This window comes from Cellulosimicrobium sp. RS (genome assembly GCF_046159675.1).
GTDB classification, from domain to species: Bacteria; Actinomycetota; Actinomycetes; order Actinomycetales; family Cellulomonadaceae; genus Cellulosimicrobium; species Cellulosimicrobium funkei.
Genome location: NZ_JBJXVU010000011.1, coordinates 18,913 through 43,366 on the forward strand (window position 1 = coordinate 18,913; position 24,454 = coordinate 43,366).

Below are 24,454 nucleotides of genomic sequence, written 5' to 3' on the forward strand. Positions count from 1 at the left end.
GTGCGGTCCGGGCGGTCGCCGGGCGGGCCGGTGGTGGTCCGGGCTCGGTCGGGTGACGGTCCGGGGGTAGTGCCGGGGCGGGCCGGGGTCAGTCCGGGGTCACGGACGCGATGCGGTGGACCGCGACCGTGAGCTCGGCGTCGCGTGCCGGGTCCTGCGCGCGCAGCCGTCCGGCGTCGAGCGTGAAGGGCCGCACGCGGCGGCGGTCCGGCGCGCCCGTCGACCCGACGACCTCGAGCCACACCATGGCGCCGTCCGCGATCGCCTCGCGCAGCAGCCCCAACGCCGCCACCGGGTCGCTTGTTCCCTCGGGGCCGTCGTCCCCGCGTCCCGCCCTGCCCGACGGCGTCCCCCCGCCCCGGCGCGACCCGTCGCCGTCCGCGCGTACCCCTCCGGTCGCGCGGGACCGGGCCTGCTCCGCCGAGCGCGCGTCGGCGGCGCGCAGCCGGGCGACGAGGTCGGCGAACCGCTGCTCGCCACGCCCGGCCCCGTCCCGCGCCTCGTCGACGCGGGCCCCGGAGCCCGGTACGACGCCGGTCCGGGCGCGGCTCCCGCGCCGGCCCACGACCGCCCCGGCCCGTCCCCGCCGGGCCGGGCCCGCGGCGTCGGGCAGGTCGCGACGGCCCGCACGGTCCGCGACGAGCACGCGCCCGTCCGGGCCCTCCACGACCGACGGCACGCCGCGCGCCCGCAGCGCGTCCTGCAGCTCACCGGCCGGTGCGCCGGACGCGAGCACGGTCGGCGCGAGGAGCACCAGGCCGAGGCCGCGCAGCGCGGGGTCCTCCGCGATGCCCGCGAGGAGCACCGGGTCCTCGGCGCGCACGTACGACGACGCCGTCCCGACCCGCACGCGCCCGTGGCGGCGCGCGGTGTCGCGCACCAGGTACTCCAGCGGCTGCGGCACGGGAGTGCGGGAGTGCGACGCGAGCTCGGCGAGCAGCTCGTCGGCCGTCGCGCCCCGGTCGAGCGCGCGCAGCACCGACTCCGGCGTGAACCGGACCGTGGTCGCGGCGCCGCGCGACTCGACGTCGGCCGCGACCTCCACGAGGCGCTCGAGCGTGCGCGACGGCCGGCCCGGCACGATGCCGGTGAGGTCGCCCTGGAGCAGGAGGTCGTCCACCTCGGGCGGGAGCACGGCCTCGAACGCGGCGCCCAGGTCCACGGGCTCCGACGACGGCGCGGGGTCGTCGCCCGCGACGAGTGCCCGGCCCGGGGGAGCGAGTGCGCCCGCGCCCGTCACGCCGAGCAGCGCGGCCTCGCGCAGCAGCCCCGCGACGGCCTGCTCCGGCGGCACCGCGCGCGGCGTGCGCCAGCGCAGGACCGCGACGACGTCGGCCGGGCCGAGCGGCCGGTCGGGCGCGAGGGCGAGCACGTCGAGGACCGAGCGACGCAACCGCGGGACCCAGGGCCGCCACAGCTCGGGGTCGAGCGCGGCGCGCAGGGCGCCCCTCTCGTCACGGCTCCCGACGAGCCACGGCGTGCGGCGCGACCGCCACCACCCGCGCGCGAGCGCGGCCCACCGGTCGCCCAGGTCGTCGTCGAGCCAGTCCTTGGCCGTCGAGGTCGGGGCGAACGTGGGCGGGTCGTCGCCGTCGTCCGCCACGAGGCCCGCCGCCGCGGCGACCTCGACGACCGCGGCCGCCGTCGCGTCGTCGACCTCGAGCGCGAGGGCCGCACGGCGCAGGTCGCGCACCCCGAGGCCGCCCGCGCGCAGGACGCCGGGCGGGTGCTCGGTCCAGTGCGTCACGAGGCGCGCGACGAGGCGCACCGCCTCCAGCCCGGCGCTCGCGGACTCCGCCTGGACCGTCGCCACGGGAAGCTCGCGCGCGTCGGGCACGGGCGGCGTCGTGCGCACGTCGCGGTGGGTGCGGCCGCCGCGCAGCGCGAGCCCGACCTCGCGCGGCAGGACGACGTGCCGCTCGTCGGTCGCGCGGAGGTACCCCCGCTCGACCAGCCAGGCCGTCGCCCGACGCGCCGACGCGTCGGAGCGCGGGGCGACGCCCACGGGCGGCCCCCACGCGAGCGCGTCGAGGATCGCGCGCGCGCCCGGGGGTGCGTCGTCGGGCAGGACGGCGGACGGTGCCGGGGCGTCGCGCGCGTCGCCCGAGACCGGGCCCAGGCCTGCGGGGTGCGGGCCGAGCACCTCGGCCGTCCCGGGCGCCGGGCGGAACCCGGCCGAGCGCGTGCCGGGCGACCACACGAGCGCGAGCTCGTCGAGGCGCGCGAGCGCCGCGGTGACCGACGCGCGGTCCACCCCCGTCGCGCGCGCGACCGCGGCCGCCGTCGCGGGCGTGCCCACCGAGCCGAGCACGAGCACCGACTCGAGCACGTGCAGCGTCAGCTCGTCGAGACCGGCGAGCGCGCGCTCGAGGCTCGTGCGGTTCATCGCGCGCGCGGCGAGCGAGAGCAGCGTCGAGGGGGAGGGCGTGGCGAGGTCGGGACGCCCCGCGAGCAGGGCGACCAGCGCGGCGTCGTCGCGCTGGCGCAGCGACTCGCTGTACGTCGGAGCCCGCTCGGGCCGGGAGGTGGCCATCCGTCCGATGCTACGCGGGTTGTGCTGACGGTTCGGTACCTCCTGTCGTTCGTCGGCACCTCGAGGTGCCGACGAGTGCTGCGAGTGCCGAACCGCCGCCGGGGTGCCGACCGGTCAGCGCAGCGGGGGAAGGTGACGGTCAGGGCGCAGCGACGCGACGACGTCCGACGGCACCCAGCGCAGGACCCGTTCGCCGACGGCGTCGGGCGCGTCCCGCGCGGTGAACCGCAGCACGCGACGTCCGGTCGCCTCGATCGCCTCGTGCCGTCGCTTCTCCGCGACGAGGACGCGGCCCGGGTCCTCACGGGGAGCGAGGCCGTCGCCCGTCGTGCGGTACTTCACCAGCCCGTCGAACTCCAGCAGCAGCCGCCACGGCTCCCACCCGAGGTCCGCGCGGACCCGACCGACCGAGGTGCGGACCGGGACCTGCGTCGACGGGCGGGGGAGGCCGAGCCGGAGGACGAGGTACCGCAACCACGTCTCCCAGGCCGACTCGGCGCCGGCGTCCGCGAGCCGGAGGACGTGCCGGGCGCGAGGTGTCCCGGCAGCCCGGGGCTGTCGCGCGAGGCAGGCCGCGACGTCCTCGCGGGCGAGGCCCCGCGCGAGCGCCGCGTCCGCGACGACCAGCCCCTCGAGCGGGCTCAGGGTGCGCAGGCAGTCGGCGACGGTGCGGGCGGGCGTCGTCACCGGCAGACCGCCGACGACGCACCGGTCGGAGGCGTCGACGAGTCCGAGGTGCCTCGCGACCGTGGGGTCCGCGCGCCCTGACCGCCGGTAGGGCTGCACGACGTGCACGTCACTGGGCGCCGTCCACAGGCGCAGGCCGTGGACGAGGGCGGCGGTGGTGTGGCTGAGGACGTGGTCCGCGCGGAGGGTGCGATGGAGCGCGGTCGCCCGGTCCAGCACGAGGTCGCGCTCGTCGGCGGGCCCGATCCTCCTGGTGGTGCCGGTCTCGCGGTAGACGCCCCGACGAACCCGCTCCCAGGACCCGGAGGACGCGGCCTGCCGCACGAGCTGGGGCGGGTGCTCCGCCGCGAGCAGCAACGCGGGTCGTCGAGGGCCGCCGGGGGCGAGGGGGTCGTCGTCGTGCACCGGGCGAGCGTGCCCGGTCCGGGAGCTCGCGTGGGTCGTCCGGACCGGTCCTGTGGACGGTCCCCGGTCGACGGCGCCTGTGCGCGACGGTCAGACGCTTCGGCGATGCGGACGCGGTTCGGCACCGCGTGCGGGGCCTCGGCAACCCCAGGTGCCGAACAGCGCACGACGTGCCGACTCGCGCGCCCGGAGGGCAGCGACCGGTCAGCCGCGGGCGGTCCGACGGCAGACCTCGTCCCAGGGCGTGGGCTCGATGCCGAAGCGGTCGCGGGGCGCGGTGTCGTCGAGGACGTAGGGGTGCTCCCACTGGTAGGCGAGGTCGCGCAGCTCGCGCAGCAGCGGCGAGAACAGTCCGGCGACGGCGAGCCCGGGGCCGCGCAGCGAGCGGACCCGGACCGGCGGGTGCCCCACGCTCGCGAGGACGTCGGTCAGCGCCTCGCGCTGGGTGCGCGGCGGGTTGCTCGGGGTGTGCCACGTGCGGCCGAGCGCGCCCGGGTCCGCGGCCGCCGCGACGAGCGTGCGCGCGGCGTCCTGCACGTCGGTGAACGAGTGCGGCAGGTCGGTGCGGCCGATCATCGTCACGGCCCGGCCGCGCAGCGCAGCAGGGACGACGCGCGACACGTGGCCGTTGGCGCCGACGCCGGGCCCGACGAAGTCGGAGCTGCGCACCTCGACGACCCGCGCACGGCCGGCGCGGTGCGCGGCGAGGGCGTCGGCCCACAGCCGGGCCCGCAGGACGCCCTTGTGGTCGGTCGCGGCGTCCGGCAGGTCCTCGGTCATCGGTCCGTCGACCGGCCCGTAGGGGTAGAGGTTGCCCGTGATCGCGTAGACCGCTCCCGTCCGCTCCGCCGTGGTGAGCAGCGCGGCGGCGAGCGGCGGCCAGACCTTCTCCCACTGCGTGTAGTCGCCGGGGTTGGCGCAGTTGTAGAGCACGGCGGCACCGTCCGCGGCGCGGGTCAGCGCGTCGGCGTCGGACGCGTCGAGCGCGAGGTGCGTGACGCCAGCGAGCCCGGTGTCACGCCCGCTGCGGGTGACGACGGTGACGTGCGACCCGCGGGCCGCGAGCTCGGCGGCGACGTGACGACCGACGGGGCCGGCGCCGACGACGACATGCCGGTCGTCGGAGGACGAGGTGCTGGACATGAGGGCTCCTTTCCGAGAGCAGTGCTCTCGTTTCAGGAGCAGCCTGGCACATGGCGTGCCGAGAAACAAGAGCAGTGCTCTCGTTGGTGGGCGGCGCTCTCGTCTGCGACCCTGACGGCATGACGGCACCTCGGACGGCGCGCGCCCTGGCGCGCGAGACCCTCACGCGCGAGATCCTCGACGCCGCCCGCGCGCGGCTCGTGGCCGACGGGCCCGCCGCGCTCTCGCTGCGGGCCGTCGCGCGCGACGTCGGCATGGTGTCGTCCGCCGTCTACCGCTACTTCCCGAGCCGGGACGCGCTGCTCACCGCGCTCCTCGTCGAGTGCTACGACGAGCTCGGGGCCGCCGTCGAGGCCGCGGAGGCCGCCGTCGCGCGGGACGACCTGCCCGGCCGCTGGCTCGCCGCGTGCCGCGCGCTGCGCACCTGGTGCGTCGCGCGGCCCGGGGAGTTCGGGCTGCTCTACGGCACCCCCGTGCCGGGGTACGCGGCACCGCAGGACACGGTCGAGCCCGCGACGCGCGTCGTGCGGACCCTGGTCCGGGTCGTCGCCGACTCCTGGGCGGACGGCGAGGGCCCGGCACCCGCACCGCCGTCGGGCGGGGACGCGGCCGCGCTCGTGGCCCCCGCCGTTGCGTACGTGAGCGCCCGCGGGCTCACAGCGCCCGACGTCCCGCCCGAGGCCGTCGTGCGCACGCTCATGGCGTGGACGACCCTGTTCGGCACGGTGTCGTTCGAGCTGTTCGGCCACCTCCACCGCACGGTCGCCGACTACGCCGACTGGTTCGACGCCGTCGCGCTGCGGGTGGGGGCGGACGCCGGGGTGGTCCCGCGGTCGGCCCCGCGCTGACCGGGACGACGGCGGGGACGCGGCCGGTCGTCCGGGCTCGCCCTGGGCTCGCCCGCGGTATGGATGCGGCTTTGCCGCCGCGTGGCCGGTAACCTGGGGGTTCTGGTTCCTACGAGCACGAACGAGGTCCACGTGCCCACCGGCAAGGTCAAGTGGTTCGACACCGAACGCGGGTTCGGCTTCATCGCCAACGACGACGGCGGCGAGGTCTTCCTCCACGCCTCCGCGCTGCCCGCGGACGCCCCCGCGCCCAAGCCCGGCGCTCGCGTCGACTTCGGCGTCGCCGACGGGCGCCGTGGCCCGCAGGCGCTCGCCGTCACGTTCCTCGACCCGGCGCCCTCGGTCGTCAAGGCGAAGCGTCGCTCGGCGGACGAGATGGCGGTCATCGTCGAGGACCTCATCAAGGAGCTCGACGGGATCGGCAACGGCCTGCGCCGCGGCCGCTACCCGGAGAAGGGCAAGGCCACCAAGGTCGCCGCGGTCCTGCGCGCGGTCGCGGACGAGATCGAGGCCTGACGATGTCCGCCGTGGCAGCCGCAGAGGAGCGCGTCCGAGGAGTCTCCGCGCGCGCGGCGCGGGACGCCGTGCTCACGGGCGCGGTCGAGCTCGCGCGCGCCGCGGCGCAGGAGGTTGCCGAGAGCCCGGAGGACGTGGGCGAGCACCTCGGCACGGTCGCCGAGGCGGACCGGCTCATCTCCCACCGCTTCGCGTGCACGATGCGCGGCTACCGCGGCTGGCACTGGACCGTGACGCTCGCGCGCGTGCCGCGCGGCCGGACGGCCACGGTGTGCGAGGTCGAGCTCCTGCCCGGTGACGGTGCGCTGCTCGCGCCGTCGTGGCTCCCGTGGTCCGAGCGCCTGCGCCCGGGCGACGTCGGCCCGGGCGACGTGCTGCCCTTCCGCGCCGACGACCCGCGCCTCGAGCCCGGCTACGTGCCCACGGGCGACGAGGAGCAGGACGCCGTCGCGATCGAGGAGCTCGCGCTCGCGCGTGCCCGCGTGCTGTCGCCGCAGGGCCGCGACGAGGCCGCGGAGCGCTGGTACCGCGGGTCGCGCGGCCCGACGACGCGCGGCGCCGTCGCCGCCGCGGCCGACTGCGGGTCGTGCGGCTTCCTCGTGCCGCTCCAGGGCAGCCTCGGCCAGGTCTTCGGCGTGTGCGCGAACGAGTGGTCGCCCGACGACGGCAAGGTCGTGAGCCTCGACCACGGCTGCGGCGCGCACTCGGAGACGGACGTCGAGCCGCAGCGCAGCGAGTGGCCGGACCCGGACCCGCTCGTCGACGAGCTGCACGTCGAGATCGTCACGCTCCTCGAGTCCGCGGTCGCCCGGAAGGAGGCGGCCCGGGACGGGGCCGCGCCGACGGACACTGCCGCGGACGAGACCGCCCCGGACGAGACGGTTCCGGCGGCGCAGGACGAGCCGACGCCGGTGGCCGATGTCCCGACGCCGACCGACACCGCGCCGGAGGCCCCCGCGGCCGTGGCAGGCGAGCCGGACGACGCGGAGACCGCGCCGGACCCCGCCGTCGACGCCGCGCCGGACGAGCCGCGGGAGTGACGCAGGACGTCTTCGGGACGGCCGCGCTGCGTCGTGCGGTCCTGGAGGCGTGGCGGTCCTCGCCGACGCGCCTGCGCGAGGACGCGAACACGGAGGAGGACCACGCCCACGGGTCGTACCGGGGGCGGGTCGTCGTCGAGCTCGCGCAGAACGCCGCCGACGCCGCCGTCCGCGCAGGTGTCCCCGGTCGCCTCCGGCTGAGCCTGCACGCGCCGTCCGACCCCGACGGGCGCTGGGTGCTGCGCGCGGCCAACACGGGCGAGCCGCTCGACGCGGCGGGCGTCGCGTCGCTCGTCGCGATGCGGGCCTCGGCTACCGGTCGGGGCGCGGGCGCAGCCGGTGGCCCGCGCACGGTGGGTCGGTTCGGGGTCGGCTTCGCGGCGGTCCGCTCGGTCGCGGACCGCGTGCGCGTCGGCGCGGGAGACCACGCCGTCGAGCTCTCGCTCGACCGCACGCGCGCCGCGCTCGACGACGTCGTGGCGGACCGCCCGGACCTCGCCGCCGAGGTCGCGGGGCGCGGCGACCGGCTCCCGGTGCTGCGCCTCCCGTTCCCGGCGCGCGTCGAGGTGCCGGCGGGGTACGACACCGTGGTCGAGGTCGAGCTGCGCGACGACGCGGCGCTCGACGCCGTGCGGGCCGAGCTCGCGGACGTCGGCGACCCGCTGCTGCTCGCCCTGCCCGCGCTCACGGAGGTCGTCGTGGCGGGCGACGGCGTCGCGGAGCGCCGGGTCGCGGACGTCGACGAGCGCTGGACGGTGCTGCGGCGCGAGGGGACGCTCGACCCCGCGCTCCTCGCGGACCGTCCCGTCGAGGAGCGCGGCGCGGGCCGCTGGTCGGTGACCTGGGCGCTGCCCCACGACGCGGTGGCACCGACCGTGCTGCACGCCCCCACCCCGACGGACGAGCGGCTCACCTTCCCGGCCCTGCTCCTGGCGACGTTCCCGCTCGACCCCGCGCGCCGGCACGTCCCGCGCGGTCCCGTGACGGACCACGTCGCGCACGAGGCGGGTCGTGCGTTCGCGGCGCTCCTCGGCTCGCTCGCGGCCGACCGCGGCGCCGACGTGCTCGCGCTCGTCCCGACCGGGCTGCCGGCGAGCGCGGTCGACGAGGCGGTCCGCACGGCGGCGACGGCGGCCCTGGCCCGCACGCCGCTCCTCCCGCTCGACCTGCCGCCCGACCAGCCCGGTCTCGCGCTCGCCGAGACCTGGGAAGACCCGCGGATCCTCGGGGAACACGACGAGCACGACGAGCACGGTGCGCCGCAGCGGGCCGAGCGGCGGCTCCTCGCGCCCGCCGAGGCGCGCGTCCTCGCCGGGGACGTGGGCGATGCGCGCGTGCGTGTCGAGCTCGGGGCGGCGCACCTCGTCGACGTGCCGGGCCCGCTGCGCGCGGTCGCGCGGTCGCTCGGGGCGCAGGTCGTGGATCTGGCCGATGTCGTGGACGACCTCCCGCTCGTCGCCGACCCCGAGCGCTGGCGGGCGCTGTACGACGCGCTCGCGCCGCACGCGGGGGACCGGTCGGTGCTCGAGGCGCTGGGCGCGCTCCCGGTCCCGCTCCTCGGCGGTCAGGTCGTGCGCGGGGCCCGCGGCCTCCTGCTGATCGGCGACGGTACGGACGACGGCACGGACGGCGGGGCGCTCGACCCCCGGGATGCCGTCGACCTCGGTCTGCGCGTCGTCGACCCGCGGGCCGCGCACCCGCTGCTCGAACGGCTGGGCGCCCGCGCGACGGACCTGCGCGCGGTGCTCGCCGACGGCGCGGTGCGTGAGCGCGTGCTCGCCGCTGCCGACGCCGCGGACGCGGGCGACGACCCCGCGGCGGAGGTCGAGCGGCTGCTCGCGCTGGTCGCCGCCGCGCTCCGCGACGTCCGGGACCCGGCGGGCGACGTGCTGCCGTTCTGGTGGGGCGAGCTCCCGGTCCCGACGACGGACGGCGGCTGGTCGCCCGCGCGCGGCTGCGCCCTGCCGGGCACCTGGGCGGCGGACGTGCTCGACGGGCTCGACGTCGTCGACCCGGGGATCGTCGCCCGCTGGGGCGAGCCGACGCTGCGCGCGGTGGGCGCGGCGGCGGGACCGACCGTGCTGCGGGTGCGCGACGTGCTCACACCCGCGCCGGACGACGACGAGCCCGACCTGGACCCGCACGCGCCGGAGGGCTGGCTCTCCGACTGGACCGGGTACCTCGAGCACCTCACGACGACGCTCGGCCCCGAGGCGTACGTGGGGGACGTGCTCGCCGTCGCGGACCTGGACGCGGTGGCCGACGGCGCGTGGCCCGACGTGCTCGTCCGGCTCGCGGGCGACCCCGCGGCGCGGGAGGCGATGCTCACGCCTGTGCGCGCGGAGGGCGGGCGTGCGGCGTCGGCCCGGTCGTACACGGCGTGGTGGCTGCGCGAGGAGCTGGGCGGGCCGTTCGCGCTCGACGGCGGCCCCGCCGCCGCGTTCCTGCGTCCGGCGCCGCCGGAGGTGGCGGGGCTCGACGACGCGGCGCTCGCCGCCGTCGGGGGCGTGCACGACCTCGCCGAGCTCGACCCGGAGGAGTGGGCCGATCTGCTGGACGGGCTGCCGCCCGTCGGGTCACCGGTCGACGCCGCGGCCGCGCTGTCCCTGTGGCGCGCCCTGGAGGCGCTGGCGGAGAGCGGCGTGCGGCTCGACCCGGCCCCCGCGCGGGTGCCCGCGCTGCACGGCGGGACGGTCGTCGTCGCGGCGGCCGACGACGTCGCGGTGGCCCCGGACCCGATGTGGGCGCCGCTGCGACCGCTCGTGCCCGCCGGACGGGGCCTGGTCGAGGAGGTCGCGGACCTGCTCGACGTCGCGACGGTCACGGGCCCCACGCCCGCGCCGGACGACCCGGGGCACCGCGAGGACGTCCCGACCGAGGCGGGGACCGTCATCGGCGAGCCCGTGCCGCGCACCTGGGAACGGCACGACGACCTCCGTGTCGACGGGGTCGTGGTCCCGTGGTGGGTCGAGGGTCGTGGGGGAGCGGACGTCGTCGTGCACGCGAGCGGTCCGGCGGGGCTCGCGGCGGCGCTCGCCGTCGTCGCGGGGCGCTACGGCGCGCGGCACGTGCTCGAGGAGGTGCTCCGCGACCCGCACGGGGCGCAGGGCGCGGTGGCGCGGACGGCCTGGGACGACCCTCAGTCGTCGGCGGACGCGCGGTAGCGCGTCCGGTTCCGCCGCTCCCAGCCGAGCCCGAGGGCGCCGAGCGCGAGCCCGACGGCGCACGTCGCGACCGCGCGGGGCGCGAGCGTCCCGGTGGCGAGCAGGACGGCGCACACGACGAGCGCGACCGTCCAGAGCGCCATGCCGGCGAGGATGACGACGCGCAGGTCGACCCGCCAGGGCGCCGGGTCGGGGCGCCGGCGTTCGGGGTGGAGGAGGAGGGTCACGACCGAGGGCACCCGAGCATCGTAGCGACGCGCCGGTCTTTTCACCCCCACGGCGCGTCACAGGCGTGACCTGCGTCTCTTCCCCTCTCGTGTGAGCACACGTCCGGAGCACCCGCAACCGCGCGCTACGATGCAAGCGGCCCACCACGCTCTCCCGCTCGTGGTCGCCCGTCCAGCTCGAACCGTTCCGGAATCCGGGCGGGCACTCCTCCGTGACTTCTCCGCACGCTGCGTCGCGTGCGGGGGAACGTCGAACCTGGACACCTGTCCAGTGAATTCCTCCGAGGCCTGCGAGCGGTGCGCCAACCGCAGGATCCTGCGGCTCAGGACCTTCCGGACAGCCGTCGTCCGGAACGCCTTCTCACCCGGGTGAAAGCCCTCGTCAACCCTCGTTATCGCACATTCTCGAACCTAGGATGAGTCGCCATGCAGGGTGTGGAGCCGACCGGAGGTGGACGCATGTCCCACAGCGTCACCGACGACACGAGACGAGGTCTGCGCACTCTTCTCACCGCGTCGCCCGCGGCGCGCATCCGCGCCGCCCGGGCCGCGTTCGCCGCGCAGGGCTGGGAGGTCGCCTACCGCCGCCGGCTGCTCGTCACCGACACGGTGGTGATCGTCGTGGCCGTGCTGGTCGCCTACTTCCTGCGCTGGGACGCCGTGATCGACGAGCCCGTGAGCCGGGCCCGCGTGCCCTACGTCGTCCTGTCCGTGCTCGTGGGCGTCGCCTGGTCCGTGTCCCTCGTGGCCAGCCGGACGCGCGACCCCCGCGTCATGGGCAGCGGGCCCACCGAGTACCACCGCGTGTTCGACGCGTCGTGGCGCCTCTTCGCGGTGCTCGCCGTCCTCGCCTTCCTGCTCCGCTTCCCGGAGACCCGGGGCTACCTCGCGTTCGCGTTCCCCCTCGGCCTCGGCGGGCTGCTCGCCGGCCGGTACGCGTGGCGCCAGTGGCTCCACCGGCAGCGCGCCCACGGCGGCATGCGGTCCGCGGTGCTCGCGATCGGGCACCGTGACCAGGCCGAGCGCCTCATCCGCGACCTCAACTCCCGCGACGAGTCGGGCTACCGCGTCGTCGGCGTGTGCGTTCCGTCGGGCGGGTTCGGGGCGGGCGAGGAGATCCACGGCGTCCCGGTGCTCGGCGAGCTCCGGCACGCGGGCGAGGTCGCGACCCGGGTGGGCGCGGACGTCGTCGCGGTCTCCGGCTCGGACGCCATCACGGCCGAGGTCGTGCGCCGCCTGGGCTGGGAGCTCGAGCCGTTCGGCGTCGACCTCATGCTCACGGCGGAGCTCGCCGACGTCGCGGGCCCCCGCATCACCATCACGCCTGCCGAGAGCGTCGCGCTCCTGCACGTGGACGCGCCCCGCTTCACGGGGCCCAAGTTCGCCGTGAAGTCGGTCGTGGACTGGACGGGCGCGGCGCTCATCACGCTCGCCGCCCTGCCCGTGCTCGTCGCGGTCGCCCTCGCCGTCCGGCTCACGAGCCGCGGGCCCGTCCTCTTCCGCCAGGAGCGCGTCGGGCGCAACGGCCGCACGTTCTCGATGTACAAGTTCCGCTCGATGCGCGTGGGCGCCGACCGCGAGGTCGAGCACCTCGAGGAGCAGAACGACGGCTCCGGCCTCCTGTTCAAGATGCGCGACGACCCGCGCGTGACGCCCGTCGGCCGGGTGCTGCGCCGCTACTCGCTCGACGAGCTGCCGCAGCTCTTCAACGTCCTGCGCGGTGACATGAGCCTCGTCGGCCCGCGGCCCCCGCTGCCGCGCGAGGTGCAGAAGTACGAGAAGAAGGTCCGCCGTCGGCTCCTGGTCAAGCCCGGCCTCACGGGTCTGTGGCAGGTCGGCGGCCGGTCGGACCTGTCGTGGGAGGAGAGCGTCCGCCTCGACGTGTACTACGTGGAGAACTGGACGATGTTCGGCGACTTCCTCATCCTCGCGCGCACGGCGCGCGCGGTGTTCTCCGGCTCCGGGGCCTACTGAGGCCCGCCGGGACGTCGGGGCGGGCAGGAGGAGGTGCGTCGTGCGGGTCTCGGTCTCGGGAGGCGGTCGCCGCGGCGTCCTGCACGCGGCCTGCCTCGCCGCCGCCGGGCACGAGGTCGTGCTCCTCGACCCGGACCCGCGCGCGCTCGCCGCGCTCCGCTCCGGGCCGAGGACCGCTGAGCCACGGCTGCCCCGGCTCCTCGCGCTCGGCCTCGTGAGCGGGCGCCTGCGCCCGACGACCGACCGCACGGCCGTCGCCGGTGCGCGCGTGCACCTGCTCTGCGTCGGCGCCGGGGCCACGCCCGACGCCGGCGGTGCGGCGCGCGTCGCGACGCTGCGGGACGCGCTCGACGGCCTCGCCCCGCACCTCGGCCCCGGCGACCTCGTCGTCGGCCGGGCCCGCGTCCCGGCGGGCACCGCCGAGCTGCTCGCCGCGTGCCTCGCCGCGGACGGCGTCCCGGCCACGGTCGCCTGGGTGCCCGACGAGCACCGGCCGGGCCACGCCGTCGTCGACCTCCTGCACCCCGCCCGGGTCGTGCACGGCGTCCCCGCGGGCCCCGCCGGGGAGCGGGCGAACGCGATCCTCGACGTGCTCCACGCGGTCCAGCTCGCCTCGGGCGCGCCCCGCAGCGTCACCGACCTCGCGACGGCCGAGTCCCTCGGGCACGGTCACGGGGCGCCCCGCGCGCACGACGTCGCCGCGACGCCCGGGCGGACCGACGTGGCGTCGAGCACACCCCGGACGGCGCTCGACGCCGTCGGCGCGGCCTGACGTGCACGGACGACCCGGCGGGCGATGCCCGACCGTGTCCGGCGCGTTACCGCGCGGTCACACGGTTCTGGCAGCATTCTCCCCATGTCCACCCCCACCTCCGTCCGTGAGGACGAGCACGCCCCCGTGCCTGCGCGCGGCGCGATCGACCGCTTCTTCAAGATCACCGAGCGCGGCTCGACGATCGGCACCGAGATCCGCGGCGGTCTCGTGACGTTCTTCGCGATGGCCTACATCATCGTGCTGAACCCGCTGATCATCGGGACCGTCCAGGACGGCACGGGCCAGTTCCTCGGCGGGGGCGCCGAGCCGGACTTCGGCAAGATCGCTGCGGCCACCGCGCTCGTCGCGGGCGTCATGACGCTCGCCATGGGCGTCTTCGCGAACTTCCCGCTCGGGCTCGCGGCCGGGCTCGGCCTCAACGCCGTGGTCGCGTACTCGATCGCGTCGCTGCCCGGGGTCACGTGGGCGGACGCGATGGGCCTCGTCGTCATCGAGGGCCTCATCATCCTCGTGCTCGTGCTCACCGGGTTCCGCGAGGCCGTCTTCCGGGCCGTGCCGCTCGAGCTGAAGACCGCCATCAGCGTCGGCATCGGTCTGTTCATCGCGCTCATCGGCCTCGTCAACGCGGGCTTCGTCACCGCGGGCAGCGGCACGCTCCTCGCGCTCGGCAACCTCGGCACGTGGCCGATCCTCGTGTTCGTCGTGGGCCTCGTGCTGACGATCGTGCTGTGGGTGCGCAAGGTCAAGGGCGCGCTGCTCGTCGCGATCCTCACGGCGACGGTGCTCGCCGTCGTGCTGGAGAACACGCTCCACATCGGCGCGAAGGCCCCCGACGGCTCGAACCCGGACGGCTTCAACCTCAACGCGCCCACGTTCGACGGCGTCGTGCAGGTCCCGGACTTCGGCCTCCTCGGCCAGTTCTCGCTCCTGGGCTCGTTCCAGAACATCGCGACCGTCACCGTGATCCTGCTGGTGTTCTCGCTCCTGCTCGCCGACTTCTTCGACTCGATGGGCACGATGGTCGCCGTCGGCGCCGAGGCGCGCCTCAACGACGCCGAGGGCGTTCCGCCGCGCTCGCGCGCGATCCTCGTCGTCGACTCGATCGCCGCGGCGGCCGGTGGTGCCGGGTCCGTGTCGTCGAACACGAGCTTCGTCGAGTCGACGACGGGTGCCGGCGAGGGCGCCCGCACGGGCCTCGCGTCGGTCGTCACGGGGATCGCGTTCCTGCTCGCGACGTTCCTGTCGCCGCTCGTCGCCCTCGTCCCGTACGAGGCCGCGGCGCCCGCGCTCGTCTTCGTCGGGTTCCTCATGATGACGCAGATCGCCGGCATCTCCTGGAAGAACGTCGAGATCGGCATCCCCGCGTTCCTCACGATCATCGTCATGCCGTTCACGTACTCGATCGCGGACGGCATCGGGGCGGGCTTCCTCGCCTTCGTGCTCATCAAGCTCGCGCTCGGCAAGGTCCGGGCGATCCACCCGCTGATGTGGGTCGCGGCGGCGATGTTCGTCGTGTACTTCCTCCTCGGCCCCATCCGGGACGCCCTGGGCCTCTAGGCTCGGCCCATGACGAGCGCGGCGGACGAGCGGTCGGGGGAGGCGTCGGTGGACGACGCCCTCCCCGGCGCTCGTCCGTCCGCGTTCTACCGGCTGGAGAACACCGTCCAGCGGTACGACTGGGGCTCGACGTCGGCGATCCAGGACCTCCTGGGGGTGGTACCGGACGGTCGTCCGGCGGCCGAGCTGTGGATGGGGGCGCACCCGCTCGCGCCGTCGCGCGTCGTGCCCGACGGCGGCGCCCGCCCGGGCGGGACGTCGCACCCGGGCGCGGAGACGGCGTCGGGCACGACGCTCGCGGACCTGGTGCGCGCGGACCCGGTGGGGGTGCTGGGCCAGCGCGTCCTCGACCAGTACGGGCCCCGCCTGCCGTACCTCCTCAAGGTGCTCGCCGCCGACCGCGCGCTCTCGCTGCAGGTCCACCCGCGCCCGCACCTCGCGCGCGCCGGTTTCAACCGCGAGAACCGGGAGGGCGTCGCACGCGACTCGCCGCTGCGCAGCTTCCACGACGACCAGCACAAGCCCGAGATGGTCGTGGCGGTCTCCCGCTTCGAGGGCCTCTCCGGGTTCCGCCGGCCCGCGCGCATCCTCGAGCTGCTCGACGGGCTCGACGGCGCGCTCGCCGGACGGATGCGCGACACCCTGCGCGCCCGCCCCACCGAGGCGGGCGTCCGCGAGGCGTTCACCCTCGCGCTCCACGCCCGCGCGGAGCCCGACGTCGCGGCCGACCTCGCGATGACCGTCGCGTCCGTCCGTGCCCGGGCCGAGCGCGAGCCGGCGGTGCCCGCGCCGGGGGGCCGGCGCACGTCGCGCCGTGCCGACGCGACCGTCCTCGCGCTCGCGGAGCAGCACCCGGGCGACCCGGGCGCCGTCGTGTCCCTCATGCTCAACCGCGTCACCCTGGAGCCCGGGGAGTCGATGTTCGTCCCGTCGGGGCACGTGCACGCGTACCTGTCCGGGTGCGCCGTCGAGATCATGGCGAGCTCCGACAACGTGCTGCGGGCCGGGCTGACGAGCAAGCTCGTCGACGTCGACGCCCTGCTCGAGTGCGCCACGTGCACGCCCGGTCCGGCCGCGCGACCGCGGCTCGTCGACGACGGCACCGGCCTCGTCGCCTACCGCCCGCCCGTCGCGGAGTTCGCGCTCCGGGCCGGCCGGGTCGCGGGCGCGGTGCCGCTGCCCGCCGCCGGTCCGCGCGTCGTGCTGTGCCTCGACGGCGCGGTGACGCTCGCGGCCGACCGCGCGGACGCCGGGGCCGGGACGCGGCTCGTCCGGGGGGAGTCCGTGTTCGTCCCGCACCGTACGGGCGCGGTCGTCATGCGTGGCGAGGGCGAGGTCGTCGTCGCCTTCGTGCCGTGACCGGCGCCCGGACCGGTGTTCCCGGGGTACCGGCACAGCGGTACCATGTGCGCGGCCGGGGCGCGACGTGAGCTCCGGTTGACGCCGGACGAGATGGTGGCATGGACGCACGGGGGGGCTCTCGCCTCGATGACGCACGCAGAGCCCTCTGGCACCTCCGCCGGGGTGGTTTGTCCCAGTTCCGTACGTATCTCCGCCGTCGTGGCCTGCCGCGGCTCGGCGGCTCCTCGGGCGCGATCCGCTCCGACCACGGGGTGACCTTCGAGCCCTGGACGGTCTCGCAGCGCGCGACCGCCCGCCCGACCCTGCGGGTCGGGGTGATCCTCGACGACTTCTCCCGGCTCGCCTTCGGGTTCGAGTGGGACCAGGTCGCCCTCACCCCGACGTCGTGGCGCGACGAGCTCGACCGCGACCGCGACGGCCGCCCCGGGCTGGACCTGCTGTTCGTCGAGTCCGCGTGGAACGGGAACGGGGGCGCCTGGCAGTACCACCTCACGGGGACCTCGGCCCCCCGCCCCGCGTTCGTCGAGCTCGTCGCCGCGTGCCGCGAGCTCGGCGTGCCCACGGTCTTCTGGAACAAGGAGGACCCCGCGCACTTCGAGGACTTCCTCGACGCGGCGGCGCTGTTCGACCACGTGTACACGACCGACGTCGGGCGGGTCGACGCGTACCGCGAGCGGCTGGGCCACGACCGCGTGGGCGTCCTCGCGTTCGGGGCGCAGCCCGCCATCCACAACCCGGTGCGCGCGCACGGAGACGGGCCGTCCGGCGACGTCGCGTTCGGCGGCATGTACTTCGCGCACAAGTACCCGGAGCGTCGGGCGCAGATGGACCTGCTGCTGGGCGCAGCCGTCGACGTCTCGCCGCGCATGAAGAACGGTCTCGAGATCTTCTCCCGGTTCCAGGGCGGGGACGAGCGGTACCAGTTCCCGCAGCCGTTCGGGTCGCGCGTCGTCGGGTCGCTCGACTACGACCGGATGCTCACCGCGTACCGCGAGTACAAGGTGTTCCTCAACGTGAACTCGGTCGTCGACTCGCCGAGCATGTGCGCGCGCCGCGTCTTCGAGATCACGGCGTGCGGGACGCCCGTGGTGACGACGCCGAGCGCGGCCGTCCGCGAGTTCTTCCCGCCCGACGAGGTGTTCGTCGTCGGGGAGCGCGCCGAGGCGGCGCACACGATCCGTGCGCTCGTCCGCTCGCGCGAGCTGCGCGACCGCGCCACGCACCGGGGGCAGCGGCGGATCTGGCGCGAGCACACGTACGGGGCGCGGGTCCAGCGCGTGCTGCACGACGTCGGGCTGGCCGACTCGGGGACGGTCGCCCGCCCGAGCGTGTCTGCGCTGGTCTCGACCAACCGCCCGGGCCAGCTCGACCACGTGCTGCGGACCGTCGGCGCGCAGCGCGACGTGGACGTGCAGCTCGCGCTCCTCACGCACGGGTTCGCCGTGGACGAGGCGGACGTGCGGCTGCGCGCCAAGGAGGCCGGGGTCGAGGACCTCGTCCTCCTCACGGCAGGTGAGGACGTGCCGCTGGGGGAGTGCCTCAACCGCCTCGTCGCGGCGTCGGACGGCGACGTCGTCGCGAAGATGGACGACGACGACCTGTACGGCGAGCACTACCTGTCCGACCAGCTCGACGCCCTGGCTTACTCCGACGCCGACGTGGTGGGCAAGCAGGCCCACTATCTGTACGTGGCGTCGCTCGACGCGACGCTGCTGCGCTTCGCCGAGCGGGAGCACCGGTACACGGACTTCGTCATGGGCCCGACGATCGTCGCGACCCGCGGTCTCGCCGAGCGGGTGCCCTTCGAGTCCGTCGCCCGGGGCGAGGACACCGGGTTCCTCCGGTCGGCGGTCGACGCCGGGGCGCGGGTCTTCTCCGCCGACCGCTTCAACTTCGTCCAGGTGCGCGCGGGAGCGGCGCACACGTGGGACGTGTCCGACGCCGAGCTGCTCGCGAGCGGTGAGGTCCAGTTCTACGGGCGTGCCGACCAGCACGCCCTGATCTAAGGGGAAACATGAGCAGCACCAGCGTGTGCGTCGTCGGGCTCGGCTACATCGGGCTACCGACCGCAGCGATCCTCGCGTCGAACGGCGTGGAGGTCATCGGGGTCGACATCAACGAGCGCACCGTCGAGGCGGTGAACCGTGGCGACGTGCCCTTCGTGGAGCCCGACCTCGCGACCTACGTCGCCGGCGCCGTCACCCAGGGCACGCTGCGTGCGACGACGAAGCCCGAGCCGGCCGACGCCTTCATCGTCGCCGTGCCGACCCCGTTCACCGACGGGCACAAGCCGGACCTCTCCTACATCCAGGCCGCGGCCGAGGCGATCGCGCCGCACCTGTCCGCCGAGGCCCTCGTGATCCTCGAGTCGACGTCCCCGCCCCAGGCGACGCAGCAGATGGCGGAGCGGATCCTCGCGGCGCGCCCCGACCTGTCGCTCGACGGGTCCGAGGGACGCGCGCGCATCCACGTGGCGCACTGCCCCGAGCGCGTGCTCCCGGGCCGGGTCATGATCGAGCTCGTCACGAACGACCGCATCGTCGGTGGTCTGACGGCAGACGCCGCCGAGCGGGCCAAGGAGCTCTACCAGGTCTTCTGCCAGGGCGAGATCCTGCTCACCGACGCGGTCACCGCCGAGATGGCGAAGCTCGTGGAGAACTCGTACCGCGACGTCAACATCGCGTTCGCCAACGAGCTCTCCCTCATCTCCGCCGACCTCGGCATCGACGTGTGGGAGCTGATCCGCCTCGCCAACCACCACCCGCGCGTCAACATCCTTCAGCCCGGCCCGGGCGTGGGCGGCCACTGCATCGCGGTCGACCCGTGGTTCATCGTCGACGCGGCGCCCGAGCGAGCACAGCTCATCCGGACGGCGCGCGAGGTCAACGACGCCAAGCCCGAGTACGTGATCTCCCGGGTCAAGGCGCACGCCGACCGGTTCAAGGCGCCGCGCATCGCGGTGCTCGGCCTGGCCTTCAAGCCGGACATCGACGACCTCCGCGAGTCGCCTGCCCTCAACATCGCCGCGCGCCTGGCGAAGGAGATTGAGGAGGCGACCATCCTCGCGGTCGAACCGCACATCGACCAGCTTCCCACGCTTCTCGCTGATCGGACCAACGTGGAGCTCAGAAACCTCAGCGGTGCCGTCAGCGAGGCCGACATCGTCCTGGTTCTCGTCGACCACACCGACTTCAAGCAGGCGGATCGCAAACCCCTCCGTTTGCGGGAGAAGATCGTTATTGACACCAAGGGAGTCTGGCGGTGAAGGCACGAGGTGGGCCTGTCACGAGACTGAAGACACTCAGTCGCGGGCGCCGTGTCGCGCTGCTTCTTAGCACCCTGATCATCCTCACTGCGACGGCTTTCGCTGGCGCGGCTTCCGCCGCTCCAGGCGCAGTCTGGGCGATTGGGACCATGAGCTTGCTGCTCGTGGCGATACTCTTCGACGATCTAAACTCACGCGACCGACGTGCCGCGCGGATGGAGTTGCGGATCCGAACACTGGCGGATTCCGGAAGACCTAGCGATGCGGGCAAGCAATCATCAAAATCGGCGACGACACCGGTCGGTCCTCAGTTACTGGCAACGCATCGGGATGAGGACTCCACGAACCGCGATCCATTCACCAAGCGCCCTGGAACCCCGATCGGAACGTTCGAAGCCCGGATCCCGAGGACCGACTCGGGTCAACTTCAACTGACGATGCGCGCTGCAAACTATGGCGAGCAGTGCGAGCGTGGCGCACTCCTAACGTTTGAGTTCGTTCGGGATGACGGCTCGATTGCCATTCCAGTGGTGCAGCATCCGGTGCATCCAAAGCTTGGTATGTATGCGTATCTTGACGATGCGGGAACTAGTGAGACAACCCTATCCCTAACCTTCCCGCACGACGCAGCGCATCTCAAGGTCAAGGGCGTGCAGTGGAAGAAGCAAGCCGATACACGCGTAGTGTCTTTTGTCGCGAACGACAGTGCGCCAATCGCCCGTCCCGATAGCGAACCTACGCTCGAGAGTTGGCTCGAGTCTCGGGACAGCAGAAGCCCCATCGTTATCATTTACAGCACGGCGCCGAACATGGATCACCCCACGCTAGGGCTGCGCCCCAATCGGCTGGCGCGCGAGTACGCCGCGCTCGGCTGGACAGTGGTGTTCTTTCCCTTCGGTTCGGTGGACCCCGCCGCATCTCACTACTCGGAGAGCATCCTCCAGCTTGAACGAGCACATCTGATGGAAGTCATGGAACTCGTGACCGCCGATGAGAGTCTCTGTTCCCGGGCGATCTTCATATGCAGTTCGTTCCCCGATATCCAAGCGGCCACCGCGATTGACTATGCAAAGATGAGTGGACTGCGCACTGTCTATGAGGTACGGGACGAGATGGAGGAGTTCAACCGCGTCGGATACTCAAAGTGGTACGACCCAATACTCGAAATGCGGGTCGCCCGGGAGTCTGATCTCATAGTAAATGTAAGCCCGCGCCTGGCGGAGAAAATGACAAATCTGCGAGGGAATGCAGATGATGTCTACGTGGTCCCCAATGGTGTCGCAATCCGCACCATCGAAGAGTCCGCCCATCTTCGGACGGAGGCTGCCTGGGCCGAGCGCGCCTCAACGCCACCTACCGTTGGGTACATCGGGCACCTAACACCGTCATGGTTCGATTGGAACCTACTGACCGCGGTCGCAAATGACCTGCCCGAAATCCGCTTCGAGATTATCGGGCACGGCATGCCCGATGCTGTCGCCCTACCGGATAACGTGGCATTTCTTGGGCCTCGTGACCACGAGGAATGCGCCGAAATTGCTAGAAGGTGGCGCGTCGGTATCATCCCGTTCAAGCAGAGTCCACTGACTTGGGCGGTCGATCCGAACAAGATCTACGAGTATCTAGCGTTCGGACTTCGGACGGTGTCTGTGCCCATGGGTTCGGTATCTGACTGCCCCAGCACTGCTGTTGTTCGGGGCCCTCAGGCATTCTCTAAGGCTCTTGCTCGGGCGTGTGAGGCACCGATGCGACCAGCGGAACTAGCGAAGATTGAGCGCGCGCTCGCTGATATGTCTTGGGCCACGCGCGCCCGAAGGATGGCCGAACTAATGGGGGCAGACCATTGAGACAGAGGTCACTCTTTGTTTATCCGAACTGCAGTTCGGGTGGCATGTCGACGGTCCTGCGCGGACGCGCGACAAATGATAAGGCGACAACATTTGATTTTCTCTTTCACAACGAGGCGGGAGGGCGCGCCTCGCTTGCGGCAACGCCAAACATTGTCCTTCACCGCGTGGCTAAGGGCAGGATCAATGCATTGGCGGAGTATCTTGCTTCGACGCAGCCATACCGCGAAATCAGCATCACATCTATGCCCGAGCTCGCGAACCAAGTGGCCGGCGTGCGACCGGATATTGTTTCGTATGAAGTACACTCCTCTGATGAGAGTGTGGTAACCAGGGAACTTGCGAGACTTGACTCCGATCGCATTACGACGATCCAAGTCCCGAGCCGATTTAGTGCACAAATGGTTGCGGCGATCGCTCCGAATTTTGCCTCGCGTGTCAGTGTTCGCCCGAATCTTCTTCCAGCAGTTGAGCCGCTGGCCGTTGGCCGTACGCCACACCTGAACTTCGAGGGCCGTAAGCCACTCCTCTGGGTCGGACGCTTGGACAAGGGCAAGAATCCGAACGATTTTCTACGCGCGCTCGCGCTTCTCCCAGAAGACTACATCGGCCTCACGGTGCTTAGCCTTGAGAATGCGCCAGAACGGATCTCGCGTTTTATGGGCTATGCGGCAAGCTTGGGGCTCACGAAGCGCATTCGTGTCATGATGGACCTATCGCCGGTGCGTCTTGCGCGCCTATACGCCGAGGTTGCACGTGCGGACGGTTGCTTTGTGTCCACTAGTCTCATGGAGTCTTTCGGATACGGAGTTCTGGAGGCGACGAGCAGTGGACTTCGGACCGTTTCGTACGACGTCGGTGCACTCAGCGAGCACGGCCCCTCCGCAGCGCCGCAGAAGCTGGTCGATGTGGGTGACGTTCGCGGGCTGGTGCAAGCGATTAGCGAGTTGGACCTTCCCTCGGGCCAGAATAGGGGCGTGTGATCGCGATGCGATCTTCTCGTGGAGTTGACCCGATCACATCAGCGGATCTGCACGAGCGTTTCGGTAAGGAACTCTCTCGGTTGATGGTCCATGCCGGGGTTAGACTTCTCCAGATTGGTGCTGGTGATGGCCGCCGCCACGATCCGGTTTTCCGCTTCATGAAGCAAAACTCGGGGGCACAGGGCGTCTTTATCGAACCGATGCTCGAGTACTTTGAGGCGCTGGTTCGGAACTACCGTGACAAAGTTGGATCGACGTTCTTGAACATCGCGGTTACGCCGGAGGGCGGCGAGCGCATCATACACTTTGTCGACCCCGCCGCAGTTACGTCCGGGGTAGTGCCCGCATGGGCGTTTGGTATCTCTAGCTTGATGCCTGAGCGGAATGCGATCACTGGTGCACTCGTATCCGCCGATTCGTTCGACAGGATCCGGAGTCATGTGAGAACGCGACGCATCCACTCGATAGGCGCATCCGCACTAATCGAATCTGGACTCGATAGAGGTGCTAACGTCTACGTTAGTGATTGCGAAGGAATGGACGCGGAGATCCTATTCGCGATGCCGTCGTCGTTTCGCCCTAGCATGCTGCTGATGGAGTGGATGCTGCTGAATACCGAGGAGGGCGAGGCGCTCGTGACATTTCTGGAACCCCACTACGAGCTCTTTTCCGACGGCGTCGATCTACTGGGTGTTCGGCGGAAAGCTGTGAGCCAGTGATGAAGCAGCAGGAGAAGCGTATTCCCATACGTGATATCAGCAGGTATGCGGGGCGCACTCGCGTCTACGAGTCCCTAGACGAATTCTACGGTTGTACGGAGTTCATGTCAGGACTTCATTCCATTCGCATTCAGGACGAGGTCTTTCTCGACCTGTTGTGGCGCGATGATTCTGCGGAAACGACGCTGGTCATTTTTAATGGTGCGGGCTATCCGAGCGATTTGAAGCGCCCGGGCTTCAGCGTAACCGGTGTGATCGATCGACTCTCTAAAGATATTCCGGTTAACGCGCTGTTCGTCCACGATCCTACGCTATATCTGGATATGGGACTTTCGCTGGCTTGGTACGGCGGCGGCGTTGGATTGCCTACGCAGACCATACTGCCCCGCGCAATTGATCATCTCCTTTGCCGTACCTCGACTCGTCGGCTTGCATTCTTCGGGGTATCTGGTGGCGGATACGCGGCGCTACAAGTGTCGCACGAATTTCCTGGAAGCGTTGCGATTGCGTGTATTCCGCAGGTGGTTCTGCCCGAGTACGAGGACTGGGCGATCGAGCGCTACTACGAAAGTTGCTGGGGGATATCCAAGAAGGACTTTCGCGCCCGCTCCGGGCTGGCGCGCGCAGCTTTTGTCGAAGATCTGCGGCGAGTGTATTCGCTAGACGTCGCGAATTTTCCGATCCTGCTACTAAATAGTACCGATCGACACCACATCGATGTTCACGCTGCGCGCTTTGTGGAAGCTCGTAGTGCTTCTACTCCTGTACTGGTGCGTTCTTGGGGCGATGGCCACGTTGGGCCAACTCCCGACTTCTACATTTCCTTCTTCGGTCGGCTGGTGCGGAGCGCAGATTGGTCGAGCTATGACTGGTCGGGGAGCGTTGATTGGGTTACGTCGGGGGCTGAGTTGCGTCGTCTTGCGTCGCAGCGCCGCGAGGGAGGTACGTATGAGCTAGAGGGCCCCGTAGACTTAAACCATAGCGATCTACGGATGGACTTCTCTGGGTTCGAGCACGGAACGTTGGAGTTCACCGCAACCCTCGATTGCGATGGTGATCTTGGCGGTCAGGATGCGCTATTGGTGTTCCGCGGCCCCGGTGGCGACACCGTATGGAATTCGGTTGGTGTGCATGTAAAGCCAGGATTCGCGTACAGTCCATTCGCGTATCTGGCCACCCGCGCTGGATCCCGAGATATTAAGTTGCGCCTTCGCATTCCCGAGGCTGCCCGCGTAAGCGCTTTGGAGGTTGTACCGTGGAATCCGCGCGGCCAGGCGCGTCGGGTGGTAGTGAGGAACGTGCGCGCGGCCTTCTATGAGGACGAGTAGCCACACTCGGATCCAGGGCGTCGGTAAGGCCGTCCGCGTCGCCCTTTCTTCCTCGTGTGCGCTGCGCCATCGGGGTCGTGG

General features: G+C 72.3%; 18 protein-coding genes. 14 read left to right on the forward strand and 4 right to left on the reverse strand.

The window, feature by feature from the left end:
- Positions 1–88 precede the first annotated feature (88 nt).
- The 3 genes from ACI769_RS16240 to ACI769_RS16250 form a co-directional block, all read right to left on the reverse strand.
- Entirely contained in the window at positions 89–2,533 is a 2,445-nt protein-coding gene (locus ACI769_RS16240; protein ID WP_409141965.1) for a helicase-associated domain-containing protein, read from the reverse strand.
- 114 nt (positions 2,534–2,647) lie between these two features.
- Positions 2,648–3,625, reverse strand: coding sequence for a hypothetical protein (locus tag ACI769_RS16245; protein WP_409141966.1), 978 nt, complete (start codon positions 3,623–3,625; stop codon positions 2,648–2,650).
- Between the two features lie 204 nt (positions 3,626–3,829).
- On the reverse strand, positions 3,830–4,768 hold the full coding sequence (locus ACI769_RS16250; RefSeq protein WP_409141967.1) for an NAD-dependent epimerase/dehydratase family protein: 939 nt from the start codon (positions 4,766–4,768) through the stop codon (positions 3,830–3,832).
- Positions 4,769–4,887: 119 nt separating this feature from the next.
- Here ACI769_RS16250 and ACI769_RS16255 point away from each other — a divergent pair, with 119 nt between their 5' ends.
- From ACI769_RS16255 to ACI769_RS16270, 4 genes are all read left to right on the forward strand, one after another.
- Positions 4,888–5,616 carry a TetR/AcrR family transcriptional regulator gene (locus tag ACI769_RS16255; protein WP_409141968.1) on the forward strand — a complete coding sequence of 243 codons (729 nt, stop codon included), beginning with the start codon at positions 4,888–4,890 and terminating at the stop codon, positions 5,614–5,616.
- Between the two features lie 132 nt (positions 5,617–5,748).
- A complete protein-coding gene (locus ACI769_RS16260) occupies positions 5,749–6,132 on the forward strand; it encodes a cold-shock protein (RefSeq protein WP_034651071.1) in 384 nt (127 codons plus the stop codon).
- A 2-nt stretch (positions 6,133–6,134) separates the two neighbouring features.
- A complete protein-coding gene (locus ACI769_RS16265) occupies positions 6,135–7,172 on the forward strand; it encodes a DUF3027 domain-containing protein (RefSeq protein ID WP_409141969.1) in 1,038 nt (345 codons plus the stop codon).
- Positions 7,169–10,336, forward strand: a complete 3,168-nt coding sequence (locus tag ACI769_RS16270) for a sacsin N-terminal ATP-binding-like domain-containing protein (protein ID WP_409141970.1) — start codon at positions 7,169–7,171, stop codon at positions 10,334–10,336. Before ACI769_RS16265 ends, ACI769_RS16270 begins: the two co-directional genes overlap by 4 nt.
- On the opposite strand, the gene ACI769_RS16275 is transcribed toward ACI769_RS16270, so the two are convergent.
- On the reverse strand, positions 10,312–10,575 hold the full coding sequence (locus ACI769_RS16275; protein ID WP_051028378.1) for a DUF2530 domain-containing protein: 264 nt from the start codon (positions 10,573–10,575) through the stop codon (positions 10,312–10,314). The genes ACI769_RS16270 and ACI769_RS16275 overlap by 25 nt on opposite strands.
- Before the next feature lie 447 nt (positions 10,576–11,022).
- On the opposite strand from ACI769_RS16275, the gene ACI769_RS16280 reads away from it, so the two are divergent.
- From ACI769_RS16280 to ACI769_RS16325, 10 genes are all read left to right on the forward strand, one after another.
- Positions 11,023–12,537 (forward strand): sugar transferase, encoded by a 1,515-nt coding sequence (locus tag ACI769_RS16280; protein ID WP_051028379.1) that lies wholly within the window; start codon positions 11,023–11,025, stop codon positions 12,535–12,537.
- Between the two features lie 40 nt (positions 12,538–12,577).
- A complete protein-coding gene (locus ACI769_RS16285) occupies positions 12,578–13,309 on the forward strand; it encodes a hypothetical protein (protein WP_409141971.1) in 732 nt (243 codons plus the stop codon).
- A gap of 84 nt (positions 13,310–13,393) precedes the next feature.
- Entirely contained in the window at positions 13,394–14,869 is a 1,476-nt protein-coding gene (locus ACI769_RS16290; RefSeq protein ID WP_137281497.1) for an NCS2 family permease, read from the forward strand.
- 9 nt (positions 14,870–14,878) lie between these two features.
- Positions 14,879–16,228: a mannose-6-phosphate isomerase, class I gene (manA, locus tag ACI769_RS16295; RefSeq protein ID WP_409141972.1), complete on the forward strand. Its 1,350-nt coding sequence runs from the start codon at positions 14,879–14,881 to the stop codon at positions 16,226–16,228.
- 101 nt (positions 16,229–16,329) lie between these two features.
- Entirely contained in the window at positions 16,330–18,237 is a 1,908-nt protein-coding gene (locus ACI769_RS16300; protein WP_409141973.1) for a glycosyltransferase, read from the forward strand.
- 8 nt (positions 18,238–18,245) lie between these two features.
- On the forward strand, positions 18,246–19,496 hold the full coding sequence (wecC, locus tag ACI769_RS16305; protein WP_409141974.1) for a UDP-N-acetyl-D-mannosamine dehydrogenase: 1,251 nt from the start codon (positions 18,246–18,248) through the stop codon (positions 19,494–19,496).
- Positions 19,497–19,645: 149 nt separating this feature from the next.
- The gene (locus tag ACI769_RS16310) at positions 19,646–21,343 is read left to right on the forward strand and encodes a hypothetical protein (protein ID WP_409141975.1); all 1,698 of its coding nucleotides are present in this window, start codon (positions 19,646–19,648) and stop codon (positions 21,341–21,343) included.
- Positions 21,344–21,387: 44 nt separating this feature from the next.
- A complete protein-coding gene (locus tag ACI769_RS16315; RefSeq protein ID WP_409141976.1) occupies positions 21,388–22,326 on the forward strand; it encodes a glycosyltransferase family 4 protein in 939 nt (312 codons plus the stop codon).
- Positions 22,323–23,045, forward strand: coding sequence for a hypothetical protein (locus ACI769_RS16320; RefSeq protein ID WP_409141977.1), 723 nt, complete (start codon positions 22,323–22,325; stop codon positions 23,043–23,045). The genes ACI769_RS16315 and ACI769_RS16320 overlap by 4 nt, the downstream gene beginning before the upstream one ends.
- Positions 23,045–24,373: a hypothetical protein gene (locus ACI769_RS16325; protein WP_409141978.1), complete on the forward strand. Its 1,329-nt coding sequence runs from the start codon at positions 23,045–23,047 to the stop codon at positions 24,371–24,373. Before ACI769_RS16320 ends, ACI769_RS16325 begins: the two co-directional genes overlap by 1 nt.
- The last annotated feature ends 81 nt before the right edge of the window (positions 24,374–24,454 follow it).